Genomic DNA, 17,865 nt, shown 5'->3' on the forward strand with positions numbered 1-17,865 from the left:
CGTTTGTATGTTCGGCATGTTCTATGCAAGAGACGTTTCTGTACATAACTCCAATGACCTGTGGGTCATTATTTCAGCAGACGTTAACATTTTGTCACAAAGCGCGACGTCAATGAACATTTTATCCGGTATAATGAATTTAGTTGTGAAATAAGTGTCAAAGTACCGAAACAAGCGGAGAATATTCTTCGCCATCTTAAACCAACAGCGGGTGAGAAAAAATTGAAACACTTAACTTTGTTTAAATGGTTAACCGTATTAACCTGTCTTGTCATGTTTCTGGCCACTTTTGGTGGAGGCATCGTAACCAAAACAGAATCTGGCCTTGGCTGCGGAACGGAATGGCCTTTATGTAACGGAAAACTCGTTCCGGCGCATACTGTGGCTTCACTTATTGAATATTCCCATCGCGCTGTAAGTGCACTGGCTGGACTGTTGTCCATTGCCTCGTTTGTTGCTTTTCTGCGGTTTGGCAAGTCACGCCGTGACCTGCAATTGTTTTCTTTCTTAACTCTGGTATTTGTTATCGTCCAGGGAATCATGGGGGCTTTTGCCGTTGTCTTCTCCCAATCTTCAGCAGTCATGGCACTGCATTTTGGCTTTGCACTGATTGCTTTTGCCAGTTCTCTAATGATGGCGCTGGGCATCAGGCAAGAGGCAAAAGATGGCGGATTGGAGCGACTGAATAAATACCCTCGGGTTAGTAAAAAATTCAGGAATCTGGTCTGGTTCTCCACCATTTACACATATCTCGTGGTATACACGGGTGCATTTGTGAGTCACACGGATTCTGCCGGCGGATGTTCCGGATTTCCGCTCTGTAACGGGCAGATTATTCCTGAGCTTTCGGGTGGGGTAGCGGTTGCTTTTGCTCACCGTGCAGCAGCTGCGTCGCTCGTGATTGTTATTGCAATCCTGGGTCACTTCGCTTACCGTAATCATCCGGACAATAAGGAAATGCGTACTCTGGGTGTGGTATCCGTTGTTCTTATTCTGATGCAAGTAGTCATTGGTATTTTCATGATGGTGACAATGAACCGTCCGGAAGTATACATGTTCGTAGCTCTTGCTCATATGCTGGATATCGCCATATTGTTCGGAGTCTTAACGTATATGAGTTTCCTGGTGTACAAGCTGTATCGCCCGGTTAATCGTTTCTAAGATATAGATTCACTTTTTCAAAGGTACTTGGGCTAAATATGAAAGTCCACCATCCAGTGATGTACATCATTGGACAGGTGGACTTTGTTTGATGTCAGGGGGATCAGGGCAACCTATGGCAAGCAGCAATTACACGGAATGGATGATGTGTTACGTTACGGTGATGAATTCTTGTTGATTTGGAAAAGAGGAGGTTAGATATGCTGCGAACGTTGTTGGGGGAAAAGCCACGTATAAACGAAGGTAAATTGAAGGCAGCGATGGACGCAATGGCGCATACGCTTGAGCTATTTCAACGACAAATGCATGTGGACCATGATCCCACGCATGACTATCGGAAGCTGTATGTGTGGACTCAGGGACTCATCTCCTCACTGGATGAACTGGAGCAAAGCTGTTTCGCTGCTGCTCATTTTCGCAAAAAGGTCGTTGCAGGCTCAACGGATGATATGACGCCGACTGAAAAAGCCGAGTATGCTCGGTATGTGTATTTCTACAAAGATGGCTTTATCCGCTGCTTTGCCATTCTGGATAAAGTCGGCACCGTCTTAAATGAAATATTCCAACTGAATACGTCAAATACCAAAGCGCATTTTTCCTATTTTACTGTGTTGAGGCAGTTCGATTATGCGAGGGAGCATCATGATCTTGCGTTGCGATTGATTCAGATCAAGGACTCTTATCGTGAGCCGATGAGCAAGCTGCGCAAACGTCGTAATATGGAAATTCACTACATGAACTCCGAAATGCACGATGACCTGTGGCAGTTACACCAGACCTTGCAAGGTAAAGTGAAGTTGGAGGATCTGAATCAGCATGTGCAGGAAATGCGTCAAGGCGTCGATATGGTCTGTGAAACGTTAACAGCCTCTTATAGTTATATCAATAATATATGGAAAAGAAATAATTCCCTTTGACAAATCGGAATACTTGGAATATACTGAGTTTCAATCGAATGTTACACGGATAGAACTGATATTTCGGAAGTTACGTTCACATTATAAAGCATAAACTACATGAACTTATAAAATCCTACAATAACATATTTCTTATCGAGAGCGGCGGAGGGACAGGCCCGATGAAGCCCGGCAACCGATTTGTAACGACATGATACATGTGTCATTCGTTATAGATGTTAGGTGCTAATTCCTACAAAATGGTGCAAGACACGATTTTGGCAGATGAGAAGGTATATTCTTTCACGTGAAGAGCCCTCTTTGTATCTGCAAAGGGCTCTTTTTTTGTACTTTAAGGGGAGTTTTCCTTTAGATCGGGTAAAGATACATGTAGGTGGTTGGAAAGGGGCAAGTGCGATTGATTGAATTAAAAGGTTTAACGAAAACGTACGGCAAAGGGAAAAAATCTACAACAGCGTTATCCGAGCTGAATTTGAGCATCCAAAAGGGTGAAATCTACGGCGTGATTGGCCATTCCGGAGCGGGCAAAAGTACATTGATTCGCTGTATTAATTTGTTGGAACACCCTACGGAGGGGGAAGTATGGGTTGATGGGATCAACCTGACTGAACTGAGCAAAACCGAATTGCAGCAACAGAGACGCAAGATCGGGATGATTTTCCAACACTTTAATCTGTTATCCTCGGCAACGGTATATGACAATGTAGCTTTTCCACTAAAACTTGTGAATACACCCAAGGAAGCCATTGATTGCAAAGTGAAGGAAATGCTCAATCTGGTTGGTCTGGAGCACCATAGCAACAAATATCCAGCTCAATTATCAGGTGGACAGAAACAACGTGTAGGGATTGCGAGAGCACTTGCGAGTGATCCGAATGTACTTCTCTGTGATGAGGCTACTTCAGCACTTGATCCGCAGACGACAAATTCAATCCTGAAGTTACTGCTCGACATTAACGAAAAGTACAACCTCACGATTGTGCTGATTACACATGAGATGCATGTCATTCAGAACATCTGTGACAAAGTGGCTGTCATTCATCAAGGAGGGATTGTGGAGCAAGGACCTGTAACAGAAGTGTTCCTGAAGCCACAACATGCCATTACGCGGGACTTCATGATGCGTGACCATGAAGCTGGACTTGCTCTGGAAGAGACCGCTCTGGCGAATGCAGGCGTTGATTTGCAGGCAGGTGCTGCTTCCAAACTTGTGAAGATATCCTTTCTGGGTAACAAAACGTATGAAGCGATTTTGTCCAGGACGGTACGTAAGACAGGTGTGGATTTTGCTATCCTGCAAGGAACAATCTCTACGATCAAAAAGGTTCCTTATGGACAGCTGACCGTTCGGTTCGAGGGTGATTCCATTGCGATTGATCGGACGATATCAGAATTAACCGCTGAGGGACTTGATGTGGAGGTGCTTCGTTAGATGGATTTTTCAACAGTTCGCTGGGAAGAGGTTGGTAAAGCTTCCATTGAGACACTGCAAATATTGGGTGCATCAGGCTTGTTTACCGTAATCTTTGGTTTACCGCTCGGGGTGCTGCTGTTCATGACAGCCCGATCTGCTTCAACCAAATCACGGGTGGTGTACATTATACTGTCCCTGATTGTTAATATTTTGCGATCGATCCCATTTATCATATTGATTGTTGCTATTATTCCATTCACTCGTTCGCTCGTCGGTACAGCTACAGGGGTGCTTGGTGTTATACCACCTTTGGTTATTTCGGCAGCTCCTTACTTCGCTCGACTGGTAGAGACAACAATGCGTGAAGTCGATCGGGGTGTCATTGAAGCGGCACAGTCGATGGGGGCATCGACCGGACAGATTGTAAGACGAGTGTTACTGCCTGAGGCACTGCCTGGACTGCTTGCTGGTATAACGATCACCATTGTTACGCTTGTATCGTATACGGCGATGGCAGGCATGGTTGGTGGTGGAGGACTAGGAACGCTGGCAATCAACTATGGGTATTATCGTTATCAGAATGAAATTATGATCATTTCCGTTGTATTTATGGTCATCTTAGTGCAAATTCTCCAGATGGCTGGAGATCGCTTGGTTACATTTTTCACCAGGAAATAACACATAGATAACATGATGGACATGCATTCGTGCGGACGCCACATGAAAAAATGATGAGAGAAGGGGTTTTACACATGAAAAAATGGTCTTTCGCTCTACTTAGTCTTATGCTGATTGCAGTTCTTTCAGCTTGCGGAAACAACAAGGATGCGGATAGCGGCGCAGACAATTCAGCAGGTGCACCACGTACAGTTGAATTGAAAGTTGGAGCTTCACCTACACCACACGCAGAGATTCTGGAAAGCATCAAGCCTGAACTGGAAGCACAAGGTATTCGTTTGCAAGTTGTTACGTTTAATGACTATGTACAACCCAACCAGCAACTTGCTGATAAAAAATTGGATGCAAACTTCTTCCAGCACCAGCCTTATCTGGACACAGAGAATAAAGAACGTGGATTTAACCTCGTAGCTGTAACTCCTGTTCATGTTGAACCTTTTGGCGGATACTCCAAAAAGATTAAGTCTTTGGATGAATTGGCTGACGGCGCAAAAGTAGCCATTCCAAATGACCCATCCAATGGTGGACGTGCTCTGTTGTTGCTCGCGAAGGAAGGTATTATTACCCTGAAAGACAACACAAATATCTCATCTACGATTCAAGACATCACAGCCAATCCGAAGAACCTGGATATCATTGAGCTGGATGCAGCCATGATGCCTCGTCAACTGGATGAAGCGGATCTGGTATTCATCAACGCCAACTATGCGCTCGAAGCGAACCTGAATCCGGCTAATGATGCTTTGCTGATCGAAGATCTGCAAGGTAACCCATACGCAAACATCCTCGTTTCCCGTGAGGACAACAAGGATGCAGATGCAATTCAGAAACTGGCCGCTGCTCTGCACTCCGAAGAAGTAAAAACATTCATCAAAGAACGTTATAAAGGTGCAGTTGAACCTGCAACTGAATAATTCACGATATGTATGACATGATGTGAAGCTATATAAAATAAGCCGTATATCTCTTCTGAAGAGATATACGGCTTATTTTATGTTTCCTGAGTCTGTGCTGAGGTGGGGATCAACATAAGTCAGAGTTTTTCCGTTTTATCAGCGCTATAGTGATGTCCAGATTGACGGTAGTAGGACAATTCATTTTGATCAGCATACTGCTGTTCATCTGCTTCTTGCAGATACATGCTCTCGGAAGGAGAGAGTTGTTCTTCTTCTCCATTTAAGCTTTTGATTTTGTATCTGATCCAACCGATTAGCCCGAGAACGACAACCAGGATCAAGGCCCATCCTTTTTTGAGCAAAAGAAGAGCACTGAATTTCTGGGAACCCGTGTACCCGATCCCGCCCACCAGAAGACTGTTGAGCCCTATCTATGGTGGATGTTTTGTCAGTCGAAGCATTGTACTCCTTGTAGGTGTATCCTGCATTGATGCTAAGTTGATTAAGGACAGTGCACTCAAATTTTGATCGTCATCATGGATATGACCTGTCTTCACGTACTCAAACACAACATACCACGAGCCGAATTCACTATTGCTGGTTAGGCTTCCGATTTCAATCAAAATATATTTGGAATTAAAGGTGGATAATCCCTTGTGGATAAGCGAGTTGTAGGAGGACGATAAATCTTTTATACTGGATAGTGACTGCTCTTTGAAGAGGGGGATGAACGTGAAGGGAAAGATTGCCCTCATAACGGGAAGTGCCAAAGGTCTTGGTAAAATGACGGCCCTCAGTCTGGCAGATCAAGGGTGTCATATTGCCCTCAACTATGTACACAGCAGAACAGAAGCTGAGGCTTTAAAGGCTCAGATTATAGCCAAGGGTGTGCGGTGTATTGCCATCCAGGCTGATATATCCAAGGTGGAAGATATCTCTTCATTGGTTGAGCAGGTGGAAGGTAACCTGGGCAGCATTGATATTTTGGTGAATAACGCAGGTCCATTTGTCCGTGAACGACGATTATTTGCGGATTATTCTGAAGCTGAGGTCCAGATGCTTGTGCAGGGAAATCTGTTGGGACCGATGTTGCTGGATCAGCGTGTATTGCCAGAGATGAGACGCAAGCAATGGGGGCGCATTATCCATTTTGGCTTCAGTCATGCTGGAGAAGCGAGATCTTGGCCTCATCGCGCCGTATATGCGGCTGCCAAGGTAGGCCTCGTATCTTTTACAAAGACACTCGCCGTTGAGGAAGCTCCTTATGGAATTACGGTCAACATGGTATGCCCGGGAGATATTCGCGGTGCCAACAAAGAGAAAACGATTGATGAAATGGCAGGCATCATCGATGAGGAAACGCCAAGAGGGCGTCCTGGCAGCGGTGAAGATATCGCACGAGTGATTACGTATCTGTGCCTTGATCATTCCGATTTTATAACAGGCAACATTATGGATGTATCTGGAGGGCTTGATCCGATTCGTCCGACCATACAGCGCGAGGATACTTAAGGTGAGTTTGTAGGATTGGACGTGGAACCCCGTTGAAACTGGGGACAGATGAAATGGACACTCTGAATATGCGCACAAAAAAAGAGCCCTCCGCTTCATGCGAAGCGAAGGCTCTTGAGGTTTATTTCGTGAAGGATTGATTAGAATACTTGTACGACTTCTTGTACACCCTCAACTTCTTCGAGAAGGGCGCGTTCAATCCCGGCTTTTAAGGTAATGGTGGAGCTTGGGCAACTGCCGCAGGCACCGACCAGTTTCAGCTTAATGATGCCGTCCTCCACGTCGACCAGTTCCACGTCACCGCCATCGCGTTGCAGGAACGGACGAAGTTTATCAAGCACATCAGATACCTCATCATACATGGTGCTTTGTGCGTTTTCGCTCATATTGTTCAACTCCTTTCCTTCCTATATTATATTACAAATGGCCACAAATTAAAATGGTCAAACAAAGCAGGTGAACTTAAATGAGACCGATTATTGAATTTTGTGCCAATAATATGCATTTTGGCACAGATGAAGTCATGGATCAACTGGAAGAAAATCCAGACTATGATGTGATTGAATACGGCTGCCTCACCAACTGCGGCCAATGTTCTATGACTCCATTTGCATTGGTGAATGGAGAAGTTGTCATCACGGACAAAGTGGAAGATCTATATAACGCCATTCTGGCCAAAATTGCCGAAGCCGATGTCTGGGACGAGCTCGATCTCGACTAACCGAGATGGCGCTTAGACATCCAGAGCACACCACTTTTTAGAATACGAGGTACACGTCCCATCATGGACGTTTTGCCCATCAGCCCAAACCCAGACTTCTTGCCGAGTGCACCCAGTGTGCCACGAAGCTTGAGTGGATGTGGATTGGGCTTTTCGCCTTTCCAGAGGGCATGCTGAATATGGGCGATCTGCTCACCCTGTACTTCCGCAGCTTGACCACTAGGTGCATAAGGTACACTTGCGCAGTCACCAACGACATACACATCGGTATATTCCGGGATTTGGTAGTATTCATTCAGGACGACACGTCCTTGAGGGTCTTTGGTCACGTCCAGATCCTGTACCACTTTTACGGGCTGAATGCCTGCAGTCCACACGACAGCATCCGTTAGAATCTGTTCATCCCGGTTATAGATGGCGTTCGGTTCAACGCGTGAAATGGCGATATGTCCGCGTGTCTCTACCTGATGTTCGTTGAACCATTCATGGACATACACGGACAGACGTTGCGGGAAAGCGGATAATACACGTTCACCGCGATCCAGAATGCTGATGTTTAGATCGGGTCTGCTCTCACGAAGTTCGGCTGCCATCTCGACACCACTTAATCCGCCGCCTACGATGTGCACATTGCCATAGGCTTTGACTTCATTAAGGCGCAGGTAAGTCTCGCGTGTTTTGCTAAAGCTTTGAATGGTGCAGCTGTAGTCTTCGGCACCTGGCGTATTGTGGAAACGGTCTGTACAACCAAGTCCAATGACAAGTTTGTCGTACACGAGCGGGTCTTGGCCTTCAAATTCAATCTGACGCTGTTCTAGGTCGATCGAAGTAACTTCTCCATAACGGTAAGTGACTTTATCGCTCACGGGAAATTGGATACGCAGGTCATAATCGGATACGGTTCCTGCTGCGAGTGCGTAATATTCTGTCTTTAATCCCTGAAAGGGGCTACGGTCCACCAAAATAATTTGTGTATCGGATGGAATTTTACCTTCCAGAAGTTCCTTGATGATGGTGAGGCCGCCATAGCCGCCTCCAAGAATGACGAAATTTTTCATGACTCGGCTTCCTTTCTGCATCAGTCCCACTGAAATGGGGCTGTAAACTGTGGAGCAGCTATGCAATAACATAGCTGCTCCTTTTGTTATGATTTGAATAATTGAAAAGTAGATATTGAAAATTGAAGATATTATTCAGCAGTTTGCACCACTCGAATTCAAACGTCTCCCTATAATGAAAGCTGCGTTCTGGAGTGGTGCTGGTGCAATATTGATTGTGGATGGAGTTATATCCTATTCGTACACTTGAATTTCATTGTAGAACGTATCACGTTCTACCGGAATACGTCCTGCACCTTTAATGAGCCAAATGAGCTCTTTACGTGTAAGGCCTTCAGGTGTGAGTGCACCTGCCGCATGACTAATCCGTTCGCGAACTATTGTGCCGTGTGCATCTGAAGCACCAAATCCAAGAGCAACTTGAGCCAGCTGTGGACCGATGTTAATGAAGTATGCTTTGATATGATCGATGTTATCCAGCATCAGACGGCTGATCGCAATTGTTTTGAGATCCTCATAAGCCGAGTTACGACGCATAATACTCGCGTTTTTACTTTTTGGCTGCATGGAAAGCGGGATAAAGACCATGAATCCGTTGGTCTCATCTTGCAATTCACGGATCTGCACCATATGGTTGACGCGGTCCTCATAGGACTCGATCGATCCATACAACATCGTTGTATGTGTACGCATACCGAGATCATGAGCTGTACGGTGCACCTCAAGATAACGATCCACGTTGGCTTTGTCTACACGCATTTTTTTGCGATATTCATCCGAGAGAATCTCAGCGCCGCCACCAGTCAATGTTTTCAGACCTGCTTTTTGCAGCTCCTGCAGAACTTCTCTGATACTGAGTCCGCTGATGCGAGTGAAGAAATCAATCTCGGCTGCCGTGTAAGCTTTCAGTGTAACATCCGGATATTTCTCGTTTAAAGCACGCAGGGAATCGACATAATACTGAAAAGGAACATGGTTATTATGTCCGCCTACAATATGGAACTCACGTACGCCCGGATGAATATGCTGTTCCACATAATCGATCATTTCCTGACCGGATAATGTATAAGAGCCTTCTTCACCCTGGTCTTTACGGAAATTACAAAAAGCGCAGCGGGCTTCGCATACGTTTGTAAAATAAAGACTCATGTTTTCGATGAAATATACTTTCTTGCCATTCTTCCGCAAGTTGGCCTCATTGGCCAGCTGGCCCAAAGTCAGCAGATCATCTGTTTCATACAGATATACGCCGTCTTCTACGCTCAGCCTTACGCCGTTCTGCACTTTCTCAACGATTTCAGCCATTCTTTTGTCTGTGAACGGTGTTACCAATGTAGACATACTGTTTCCTCCTGTTCTTAACCGGATTTGAGTTGTGTGTAGGATCTGCATACAGAACTACATAGCAAAGATGCGGTCAACTGCCGCCTTCTTATAAGGACTAACTCTTATTTACCCGGTGCAGCGTGTGCTGCATATGAAAGCTAAATTTTTTCAAAAAATGGAGTCGGTTGACTCATATATGCATTGGGGACTGCGTTGCAGTCTCGAAATGTGAAAAAAATTACAACTCCAATTATGACCATCGTCTGAATAAGTCATGACAAAATATCGACATTTCAGTGCGACCACCTATTCATTATAAACCTCGTATCGCGGGGGTTCAATACACTGGGAAGAAAAAGGAGTAGAGGGGGAACGCGGAAAGAGGCAAACATGACTTGAGACCCTTGACGGGGTGGAGTATAATTTAAAGAAGAGTTAATGAAAGGTAGTTCAAAAAGTCCACTTTTGATTACGAAGGATGCCTAGCGGCATCTCAGCGTCGAATATGGGATTCAGCCGAAATAAGCGGGAGGCTTACGATGTATGTTTCCTTTGGAAACATTGTAGTTGCTCACGTAGTTTTGCATACGCTCCGCTACTCCGTTTCTATCTTCATCCCATCTTCTTGGTACTGAAAAGCGCCCTTTTTGAACATGATTTTATATGAAAAAGGAGAGTGACCTGGCATGATTAACATCAGCGAAACGGCTGCTGACAGATTGAAAGAGATGCTTGCACAGCAAGAGACACCTGGTATGTTCCTGCGTCTTGGCGTAGCACCGGGCGGTTGCACCGGATTTTCGTACGCCATGGGCTTTGACGATAAAGAGTCCGATGAGGACCTGTATATGGATATTCAGAACATGAAGGTTGTAGTCGAGAAGGAAAACCTGAAATATCTGAATGGACTTGAAATTGATTTTGAAGAGTCTGGTATGACGGGTGGGTTCACCATCCATAATCCGAACGCAGTAGCCACTTGTGGTTGTGGATCTTCTTTCCGTACGAAGGAAGATGCGGGTGTGCCTGATAAGGATTGTTAAGAAACTGAGTTGTACAGCGGTTTCTCAATTCTGTTTTGAAATAAGCAGTTTCCAATCCCTTTAATAGATAGCCTCTGAATTGTATCCGTTTTGCACGGGCATGATATCAGGGGCTTTTTTGCGTGTACTGATTGTGCATGGTTGACAAACTTAGTTGTAACAACTATAGTTACAATATAAAGTTCAAACATAAACAATATCGATAATTTAAAGGAGAGATCATGATGAACATTGCAATCATTGGTGCAACAGGCAAAGCAGGAAGTGTAATTTTGAAAGAAGCAGCAGACAGAGGGCATAAAGTAACGGCAATCGTTCGTAATGCATCCAAATTGGAAGATAAAAGCCTGAATACGCTGGAGAAAGATGTATTTGATCTTACAGCTGAAGATCTTAAAGCATTCGATGTGGTTGTAAATGCATTTGGTGCTCCAGCTGGTAAAGAAAACCTGCATGTGGAAGTAGGACAAGCGTTGATCAACATCCTGAAGGATGCACCAAACACTCGTCTGATCGTGGTGGGTGGAGCAGGAAGCCTGTTTACAGACGATTCCAAAACATTGCGTGTCTTTGAATCCCCAGGATTCCCTGATGCTTACAAAGCAACTGCAACGAACCAAGGCCAAAACTTGCAGGATCTGCAAGCATCCTCAGGTATTCAATGGACATTCTTGAGCCCGGCTGGATTCTTTAATCCAGAAGGCGTACGCACTGGAAAATATCAAGCAGGCAACGACGTTATTCTCGTGAACAGTGAAGGTAACAGCTATATCAGCTATGCAGACTATGCGATTGCTTTGGTTGATGAGATCGAAAATCCACAACACAAAAATGAGCGCTTTACCGTTGTTGGCGAAGTGAAGTAACACTTTCAAATAATAATATGTAATATACAAACGGACGCTGATCTCCACAGATCGGCGTTCGTTTTTTATATTTTCGAAGAGAGAAGTTCTGCAATAACGTTAGACAGATTAGATGATTATCGTTCAACTTCGGACTAACCCCATGATTCTATGTTATATTATTCTAAATATGGAATTCGACTACGATTATATGGAAGGTCAACTTCTTTTAATCGGATTTTCTGCGAGTTCAAAAGTATAAGGGAGTGAACAGTTGTGAAGATGTATTCTAATGGAGTTATACTATTGATCTTTGTGGTTTTTATGATGAATGAATCGAGTGGTTCAGGGTTATCCCAATATCCAAACGTTAAAAATGCGCTGAATCAAATTCACATCACTTCTCTTTATCCGAAAAATAAGAATGGACAGACATATGGTTCTGCCGCATATGCGACTTCTCCAGAAACGGAACCTGATTTAATCTTGGCTACTGGTGCGGATGGTACAGACGGATATCTGCTGAAAAAAGACATGGATGGCCAGCAACCAAAAACACCTGAAGAAGCTATTGCGATACAGAACAGCAGATCACCAGACGGATGGGATATTCCACTGTATGACAAGGATGGTGAAACCGTAATTGGTGTGTTTCATGTTGGAGGAAAGTGAAAGTAACTCAAATGGAATCTAATGTGACGCTACCATACATAAACGATTCTTTTCTGAATGGCTTCCTACTACAGGATATGAACAGGTCGACGGAATGGAATTTGAAATTACTGGAGTTAAAGATGGACTGAATTTTGTTGAGCTATGGTTTGCTGTAAGAAAAATATCTTAGTTTTATTTCTTTTAGATTATTCTTGAATGGTAACTTAATAAAGACAAATGGAGCAACCAACTGTGTCCGATTGGTTGCTTCGTTGTTCATTCTCCTAACGGCAAGGGGAAATGCAACATTTTTCCTGTTAAAGAGGTCAATAAAGTGTACGAAATAACATTATGAGAAGAAGGTGGAAAAACTGAAGCTTCGTATAATCACGTTAATTTTTTTTATATCTAGCGTGTTCTTTATCTCAAATGCACAAGATGTTAACGCTTTGTCATGTGTAGAATCGGGAAGCCCCCAAGAACAGTTAGAAATATATGATGGAGCTGTTTATGGTGAAGTAAAGCAAATAAAGGTCGACTTAAAGCAAGAGGGGTTTACGGGGACCAAAGAGAAAATTAGATATATTTTAGTGGAGGCTGAAAGGAGTTGGAATACTGAAGTTGTCTCTCAACTCATTATTGCAACTAACTACACTTGGGGGTTTGATTTTAAGGAAGGCAACAAATACTTAATATACTTTAGCGAAGTGGATGGCGAGTTAAGCAGTAGTCCGTGCAGTGTGACTATCGAAATGAATAATCTTAATCAAGCAACTGAACTATTCGGGGAAGGATATCCACCAAAACAACAAGTAAACCTAGAACACAAAATGTGGTTTATGTTTGAGCAAGATATTGATTTATATATCATAGGTGTAGTCGTATTTGCGGTGATTTTTATCCTTTTTATGAGAGTAAGAAAGAAAAAGGGAAAAGTATAAATCTCGCTGCACTAACGTGAAGCTTTTGCCCAAAGATAAATTAGTTGAACGAGAGCATGGCTTCCAGCATGACCTATGACCCCTTTACTTAAACAAGGATCGAGGCGTATAATCCGTTGAGACATTAGAGTAAGTAAGAGGGGAAAAAGTTATGAATAATGGATTAATCAACGCGATCATTGCGTATATCATGTGGGGGGTTCTCCCGCTGTATTGGAAGTTGTTCGAAAATGTACCGGCAGGCGAGATTTTATCGCACCGGGTTGTCTGGTCATTTGTCTTTATGGGGATTTTCGTTGCCGTCCAACGTCGTTGGAGTGACATGAAGCGCATTCTGACCAGTCGTTCGACCCTGCTGTCCCTTACCGCGAGTGGGCTGTTAATTGCTATTAATTGGCTTATCTTTATCTGGGCAGTTAACAATGGTCATGTTGTTGAGACAAGTCTGGGCTATTATTTGAACCCGTTGCTGAATGTGTTGCTGGCGGTTGTCTTCCTTCATGAAAAACCAAACCGGGGACAATGGCTCGCGATTGCCATTGCTGGTGTAGCGGTGCTTATCATCGCTATCGACTACGGACGTTTCCCATGGGTTGCGATCTCGCTGGCCGTGTCATTTGGCTTGTACGGTCTTGCGAAGAAGAAGATCAAGCAAGATGCCTCTGTGGGCTTATTTTCAGAGACAGCTGTAGTTCTGCCCGTCGCACTTGGCTACTGGATCTATCTGGCTGTTGTAGGAAAAGCAACGGCATGGACGCTGCCTGCGCCCATGTTCTTCGAACTGTTACTTTCCGGTGCGGTGACGGCGTTGCCGCTGTTGTTCTTTGCACGGGCGGCTGCTCGAATGTCATTGTCCACACTAGGATTTGTACAGTATATTGGGCCGACAATCATGCTGATCCTGAGTGTGTTTGTGTTCAAGGAAACGGTCTCGCCAGTTCTGCTCGTTGGTTTCGCGCTGATCTGGACAGCGCTTATCGTATACGCTGCCGCATCAATGCGTGCTACGAGACTTGCTAAGGTAAGCTGAACAGATGTATCTGAATCGTTATAAATGCCCTGCCCGCCTATGAGGTGGACAGGGCATTTATACGTTTATGAAGAAAAGATAAGATAGCCCAGCAAAACTAAAAAGGCAGCTGATCAACGTTGTGGTAAAATACAGGAGTACTAATCAAAAATAGTAATAAGAAAATGAGGAGGCAACAGATATATGATGGTCAATGACCTGTACCGTAAACGTGGTTGGTTCTTTTTAAAGAATGATGTAGTTCAGACACTATTTCAGTTTTCTATTTCAGCGATAATTGGTGTTATATACGGGGTTATGCTCGTCAACGAGACGATAGGTGGGCTTATTAATAAATTGCTCCCGAGCACGGATGGTCCGGATCTTCATTTATATCTGCCCGTTGTGATAACGGTGTTCATCTACTCGTGTTTTATTCAGAAGAGACAACGGATTTTACTTGAAAAAATCTCATTTAGTTGTCTCCATATTTTTGTTGCCCTACTAGGCTGTGTTTCTTCAGTTATTGTGTTATTGGTGTTCTAATCCAAATTCCTACGTATCCACACCTTCAGCCCCATCAACTGCATCAATCACACCGACAGCCAGTGTTGTTACCGCAGCAGCAGCTAAAAGATTCTTGGCACCAAGCTTGACTCTGTCCTTATCTTCCTCTTGCATGCCCACAACAACATCTTTACCGCTGTTATATACATACTTGGCTGATATCGCTACACCTTTTGCGGTATTGGTTACAGCACCTCCAATATCGGCAAGTCCCGCGTCTATGGCGGTATCATCTTTTCGAATTGCACCACTGGCAAGATCATATGTGCCACTAGCCAGTTGTCCAACGGTTTTGCCTGTATTAATCGTTGCTTTCTCTACGCCGTTTCCGATTTCTTTGATAAAGGGGCTTCCTGCGATCTCACCAACAACCCTCACGCTGCCGCCGATTACTTTCCCGGTAACTTCCCCAGCTAACTGACCTAGCCCTTTTAAAAAACTCATCCTTATGCCTCCTCTCCTATAAAAAATTGATCCTGTGTCATCTCAATAAACTTATTATATTCATATGTAAGCCAAAAGAACATCAGTCTACAGCCCGAGTGGTGCACCCCTCCTCGATTGATCGCGACACGCTTTAGAAGTTCCACAAGGAGCAGCAACGTAGTGAAGGGGGCGGAATCGATTCTGAAGAAGCGGAGCGTTCGCCTGAAAGCTTTCTGCAAGAAAGCTACATCGGAAGCATAGGGTATCCCCGGATTTCCCCCTATAAGGGGAATTCATAAAATCTGGGGATAACAGCGATCATAAGAACGATCCGCCCCCGGAACGCCCACCATGCTACGCCCTTAACGCACCTCATCGCCAAAAGGCGCTACTCCCACCGGGAACAGCGCCTCAAGCCCTTCTGTTACCTTACTACTAATCATTTGACTACACACGGTTTTAGAAGTGTCTCAAGGAGCAGCAACGTAGTGGAGGGGGCGGAATCGATTCTGAAGAAGCGGAGCGTTCGCCTTTATCCCCGGATTTCCCCCTATAAGGGGAATTCATCAAAATCTGGGGATAACAGCGATCATAAGAACGATCCGACACCGGAACGCCACCACGCGGCCCCCTCAAGGCACTTCATCGCCAAAAGGCGCTCATCCCACCGGGAACAGCGCCTCAAGCTCTTGTTTACCTTACTACTTAATCCATTTGCCTACACACGGTTTTAGAAGTGTCTCAAGGAGCAGCAACGTAGTGGAGGGGGCGGAATCGATTCTGAAGAAGCGAAGCGTTCGCCTTTGTATCCTAATTTCAACTTATGAAAGTTGTTCAAGAAATTAGGATACAACAGCGATCATAAGAACGATCCGACCCCGGAACGCCCACCACGCTGCCCCCCAAGGCCCGCACTTCTACCCACCGTACCTAGTCAATAAATCCTTCCATGACAGCCGTTGGCATCATATTGGACTGCCATGCGCCTTTGCCGTAGCCGCCGTTGTATCCTGGTGTAGCCTGAGGCTCCCAGTAGAATACACCTTTACCTTTGCCATTTGGCAGATTGCGGATTTGGTTTTTCATCGCCGCAACAAAACTTTTTCCAGCTGCAGCCTGATTATTGTCCATGCCAATTTCGGAGATGATGATCTCTTTGCCATAACGGTTGATCATATCCTTAGCATTGTTTACCGTATTTGTAACAGCGGTGTTCCAGCCGGAAGCTGAAGGATAGAGGGACATGGCAATCATGTCAAAGTTAGCTCCGTTGTTGATCAGACCCCCAATATTCCATACATAGAGGGCGTTATCATCCCCACCTGCCAGATGCACAATGGTTTTGGTGCCGCTGCTCAGGGATTTCACGGCATTATGGCCTGTGTTCACCAGCCACGCATAGTTTTTCATGTTAGTGGATGCTTTGCCATCTTCCCATAACATACCGTTGCTTGTTTCATTACCGATCTGTACCCAGTCAGGGGTAACGCCTTTGCTTTGCATTGCCGTCATCACATCACGAGTGTGGTTCCATACCGCATCCATGAGCTGTTGGAACGTATAGTTTTTCCAGGCAGCAGGTTTGGTTTGTTGACCAGGGTCTGCCCAGGAATCGCTGTAGTGCAGGGTAAGCATTACACTCATGCCGGCATTCTTGGCACGTTGGGCGAGTGTAGCCGCACGATCCTTATTCATGTAACCGTTCCCATAATCATTCGAAGGATTAACAAAGACCCGAATGCGAACGGAGTTGATTTGATAGTCGTTTTTCAAAATATCAATGATGTCGCGCTGTACCCCGTTTTTATCTTTCCATTTGTAACCTTGAGCTTCCATTCCGGGAACCCAACTGATGTCGGCTCCTTTGGCGAAACTTGGTGCTGCGCTGGCATGCTGACCTGCGGGCAGCAGGATGGAGGTGAATAACAAAACAAAAGCCAACATGATGGATGTCTTGAAACCCCTTACATTTTTGAACATTACAAGATGCCTCCTCGGATTTAGGTTGAGTTGCATCCTAATTATAGCCATCCTGGTTTGCTCTACTAAAGGGTCCATTTCCAATATTTTGGGTGTTTTCTCAACCTCTCTACTGAAAAAGAGAAAACAAAAAGCCGTCCGAAGACGGCTTTTCTACCCGTGGCGCTTTTTGAAACATTGATCCGTATCCCGCGCCTCCACCAGACTCTTTTAATTTGAGCTAGTGGATCGGGTAAGGGACACGTTCAACATGACATTAGAAATGTTGACGCACCTCCTTTCCTTGTGGCAAGAGTATACAACACCTTGTTTCGGAAAGCTAGTCTTTTTTACGTATTTATGCAAAATTATTTTTCAGTCTGGAACATCGTAATATCTCGTGCATAATGACTCTTTGTTCCGTCATTGTTTCGGATGCGCACGCTGTCTTCACTGATCCGCTCCACAATGCCGCAACCCACTTCACAGTAGACGCCAGCCGGGTCTTCCTGCCATGCGCTTACCATACATTGGGATAGTGCAGCCGTGAAAAATTCTATATTTTTTTGTAACGTTCTAGGTTTGTTGGATTTCATTATATACTCCTTTGATCAAATATATTTGGAATGAGAACAAGCAACCGGACCAAATCACACTGTACTTCACTTTACTCTGTCTATTGACCTTTGTAAAGGGATGGAAAAAGTTGCGCCCATGAGGTATCATTTACATAAATTT

General features: G+C 44.6%; 20 protein-coding genes and 1 riboswitch. Of the genes, 13 read left to right on the plus strand and 7 right to left on the minus strand.

The genetic code is table 11. The features are described from left to right. Positions 1-237: 237 nt before the first annotated feature. The 5 genes from NSQ38_RS10605 to NSQ38_RS10625 all read left to right on the plus strand — a co-directional run bounded on the left by NSQ38_RS10605 (position 238) and on the right by NSQ38_RS10625 (position 5,084). A complete protein-coding gene (locus NSQ38_RS10605; protein WP_339789045.1) occupies positions 238-1,161 on the plus strand; it encodes a heme A synthase in 924 nt (307 codons plus the stop codon). A 200-nt stretch (positions 1,162-1,361) separates the two neighbouring features. Continuing rightward, the gene (locus NSQ38_RS10610) at positions 1,362-2,078 is read left to right on the plus strand and encodes a Cthe_2314 family HEPN domain-containing protein (RefSeq protein ID WP_339789048.1); all 717 of its coding nucleotides are present in this window, start codon (positions 1,362-1,364) and stop codon (positions 2,076-2,078) included. A gap of 129 nt (positions 2,079-2,207) precedes the next feature. Continuing rightward, positions 2,208-2,349, plus strand: a riboswitch (SAM riboswitch). Between the two features lie 126 nt (positions 2,350-2,475). Further along, the gene (locus NSQ38_RS10615; RefSeq protein WP_339789051.1) at positions 2,476-3,510 is read left to right on the plus strand and encodes a methionine ABC transporter ATP-binding protein; all 1,035 of its coding nucleotides are present in this window, start codon (positions 2,476-2,478) and stop codon (positions 3,508-3,510) included. Next, positions 3,511-4,170 carry a methionine ABC transporter permease gene (locus NSQ38_RS10620; RefSeq protein WP_133387446.1) on the plus strand — a complete coding sequence of 220 codons (660 nt, stop codon included), beginning with the start codon at positions 3,511-3,513 and terminating at the stop codon, positions 4,168-4,170. 74 nt (positions 4,171-4,244) lie between these two features. Further along, a complete protein-coding gene (locus NSQ38_RS10625) occupies positions 4,245-5,084 on the plus strand; it encodes a MetQ/NlpA family ABC transporter substrate-binding protein (RefSeq protein WP_339789054.1) in 840 nt (279 codons plus the stop codon). Positions 5,085-5,203: 119 nt separating this feature from the next. Here NSQ38_RS10625 and NSQ38_RS10630 read toward each other — a convergent pair whose 3' ends face one another. Next, a complete protein-coding gene (locus tag NSQ38_RS10630; protein ID WP_339789057.1) occupies positions 5,204-5,428 on the minus strand; it encodes a hypothetical protein in 225 nt (74 codons plus the stop codon). Between the two features lie 370 nt (positions 5,429-5,798). On the opposite strand from NSQ38_RS10630, the gene NSQ38_RS10635 reads away from it, so the two are divergent. Then, on the plus strand, positions 5,799-6,578 hold the full coding sequence (locus NSQ38_RS10635) for an SDR family oxidoreductase (protein ID WP_076328983.1): 780 nt from the start codon (positions 5,799-5,801) through the stop codon (positions 6,576-6,578). 140 nt (positions 6,579-6,718) lie between these two features. Here the strand turns inward: NSQ38_RS10635 and NSQ38_RS10640 are convergent, their stop codons facing one another. Beyond that, entirely contained in the window at positions 6,719-6,964 is a 246-nt protein-coding gene (locus NSQ38_RS10640; protein WP_053783253.1) for a NifU family protein, read from the minus strand. A gap of 80 nt (positions 6,965-7,044) precedes the next feature. On the opposite strand from NSQ38_RS10640, the gene NSQ38_RS10645 reads away from it, so the two are divergent. Further along, positions 7,045-7,299, plus strand: coding sequence for a YuzB family protein (locus NSQ38_RS10645; protein ID WP_036605750.1), 255 nt, complete (start codon positions 7,045-7,047; stop codon positions 7,297-7,299). Here the strand turns inward: NSQ38_RS10645 and NSQ38_RS10650 are convergent. Beyond that, the gene (locus tag NSQ38_RS10650; RefSeq protein WP_036673332.1) at positions 7,296-8,357 is read right to left on the minus strand and encodes an NAD(P)/FAD-dependent oxidoreductase; all 1,062 of its coding nucleotides are present in this window, start codon (positions 8,355-8,357) and stop codon (positions 7,296-7,298) included. The two genes, NSQ38_RS10645 and NSQ38_RS10650, sit on opposite strands and share 4 nt — an antisense overlap. A 115-nt stretch (positions 8,358-8,472) precedes the next feature. On the opposite strand from NSQ38_RS10650, the gene NSQ38_RS10655 reads away from it, so the two are divergent. Next, positions 8,473-8,607 (plus strand): hypothetical protein, encoded by a 135-nt coding sequence (locus NSQ38_RS10655; RefSeq protein WP_339789060.1) that lies wholly within the window; start codon positions 8,473-8,475, stop codon positions 8,605-8,607. Here NSQ38_RS10655 and mqnE read toward each other — a convergent pair. After that, complete coding sequence (mqnE, locus tag NSQ38_RS10660) at positions 8,592-9,698, minus strand: aminofutalosine synthase MqnE (protein WP_091037892.1); 1,107 nt, start codon at positions 9,696-9,698, stop codon at positions 8,592-8,594. The two genes, NSQ38_RS10655 and mqnE, sit on opposite strands and share 16 nt — an antisense overlap. Positions 9,699-10,369: 671 nt before the next feature. Here mqnE and NSQ38_RS10665 point away from each other — a divergent pair. The 5 genes from NSQ38_RS10665 (at position 10,370) to rarD (ending at position 14,196) form a co-directional block, all read left to right on the plus strand. Continuing rightward, positions 10,370-10,726: an iron-sulfur cluster assembly accessory protein gene (locus NSQ38_RS10665; RefSeq protein WP_062837974.1), complete on the plus strand. Its 357-nt coding sequence runs from the start codon at positions 10,370-10,372 to the stop codon at positions 10,724-10,726. 224 nt (positions 10,727-10,950) lie between these two features. Continuing rightward, complete coding sequence (locus tag NSQ38_RS10670) at positions 10,951-11,592, plus strand: NAD(P)-dependent oxidoreductase (RefSeq protein WP_339790476.1); 642 nt, start codon at positions 10,951-10,953, stop codon at positions 11,590-11,592. A gap of 255 nt (positions 11,593-11,847) precedes the next feature. Further along, positions 11,848-12,243, plus strand: a complete 396-nt coding sequence (locus NSQ38_RS10675; protein WP_339789063.1) for a hypothetical protein — start codon at positions 11,848-11,850, stop codon at positions 12,241-12,243. Between the two features lie 344 nt (positions 12,244-12,587). Continuing rightward, positions 12,588-13,166 carry a hypothetical protein gene (locus tag NSQ38_RS10680; RefSeq protein ID WP_339789066.1) on the plus strand — a complete coding sequence of 193 codons (579 nt, stop codon included), beginning with the start codon at positions 12,588-12,590 and terminating at the stop codon, positions 13,164-13,166. Positions 13,167-13,317: 151 nt separating this feature from the next. Then, positions 13,318-14,196, plus strand: a complete 879-nt coding sequence (rarD, locus tag NSQ38_RS10685; protein WP_339789070.1) for an EamA family transporter RarD — start codon at positions 13,318-13,320, stop codon at positions 14,194-14,196. Positions 14,197-14,730: 534 nt separating this feature from the next. Here the strand turns inward: rarD and NSQ38_RS10690 are convergent. From NSQ38_RS10690 to NSQ38_RS10700, 3 genes are all read right to left on the minus strand, one after another. Beyond that, complete coding sequence (locus NSQ38_RS10690) at positions 14,731-15,186, minus strand: hypothetical protein (protein ID WP_339789075.1); 456 nt, start codon at positions 15,184-15,186, stop codon at positions 14,731-14,733. 912 nt (positions 15,187-16,098) lie between these two features. Further along, positions 16,099-17,112, minus strand: coding sequence for a glycosyl hydrolase 53 family protein (locus tag NSQ38_RS10695; RefSeq protein ID WP_339790478.1), 1,014 nt, complete (start codon positions 17,110-17,112; stop codon positions 16,099-16,101). Positions 17,113-17,495: 383 nt separating this feature from the next. Beyond that, positions 17,496-17,723, minus strand: a complete 228-nt coding sequence (locus NSQ38_RS10700; protein WP_017692425.1) for a hypothetical protein — start codon at positions 17,721-17,723, stop codon at positions 17,496-17,498. Positions 17,724-17,865: the final 142 nt, after the last annotated feature.

Source organism: Paenibacillus sp. FSL R7-0313 (assembly GCF_037969885.1).
Classification (GTDB): Bacteria; Bacillota; Bacilli; order Paenibacillales; family Paenibacillaceae; genus Paenibacillus.

What these genes read in the sequence shown, in the direction of transcription:
- NSQ38_RS10610 (WP_339789048.1), top strand. Translation starts at nt 1,362, where the DNA reads ATGCTGCGAACGTTGTTGGGGGAAAAGCCACGTATAAACGAAGGTAAA.
- NSQ38_RS10620 (WP_133387446.1), top strand. Translation starts at nt 3,511, where the DNA reads ATGGATTTTTCAACAGTTCGCTGGGAAGAGGTTGGTAAAGCTTCCATT.
- NSQ38_RS10625 (WP_339789054.1), top strand. Translation starts at nt 4,245, where the DNA reads ATGAAAAAATGGTCTTTCGCTCTACTTAGTCTTATGCTGATTGCAGTT.
- NSQ38_RS10640 (WP_053783253.1), bottom strand. Translation starts at nt 6,964, where the DNA reads ATGAGCGAAAACGCACAAAGCACCATGTATGATGAGGTATCTGATGTG.
- NSQ38_RS10645 (WP_036605750.1), top strand. Translation starts at nt 7,045, where the DNA reads ATGAGACCGATTATTGAATTTTGTGCCAATAATATGCATTTTGGCACA.
- NSQ38_RS10650 (WP_036673332.1), bottom strand. Translation starts at nt 8,357, where the DNA reads ATGAAAAATTTCGTCATTCTTGGAGGCGGCTATGGCGGCCTCACCATC.
- mqnE (WP_091037892.1), bottom strand. Translation starts at nt 9,698, where the DNA reads ATGTCTACATTGGTAACACCGTTCACAGACAAAAGAATGGCTGAAATC.
- NSQ38_RS10665 (WP_062837974.1), top strand. Translation starts at nt 10,370, where the DNA reads ATGATTAACATCAGCGAAACGGCTGCTGACAGATTGAAAGAGATGCTT.
- NSQ38_RS10670 (WP_339790476.1), top strand. Translation starts at nt 10,951, where the DNA reads ATGAACATTGCAATCATTGGTGCAACAGGCAAAGCAGGAAGTGTAATT.
- rarD (WP_339789070.1), top strand. Translation starts at nt 13,318, where the DNA reads ATGAATAATGGATTAATCAACGCGATCATTGCGTATATCATGTGGGGG.
- NSQ38_RS10690 (WP_339789075.1), bottom strand. Translation starts at nt 15,186, where the DNA reads ATGAGTTTTTTAAAAGGGCTAGGTCAGTTAGCTGGGGAAGTTACCGGG.
- NSQ38_RS10695 (WP_339790478.1), bottom strand. Translation starts at nt 17,112, where the DNA reads ATGTTGGCTTTTGTTTTGTTATTCACCTCCATCCTGCTGCCCGCAGGT.
- NSQ38_RS10700 (WP_017692425.1), bottom strand. Translation starts at nt 17,723, where the DNA reads ATGAAATCCAACAAACCTAGAACGTTACAAAAAAATATAGAATTTTTC.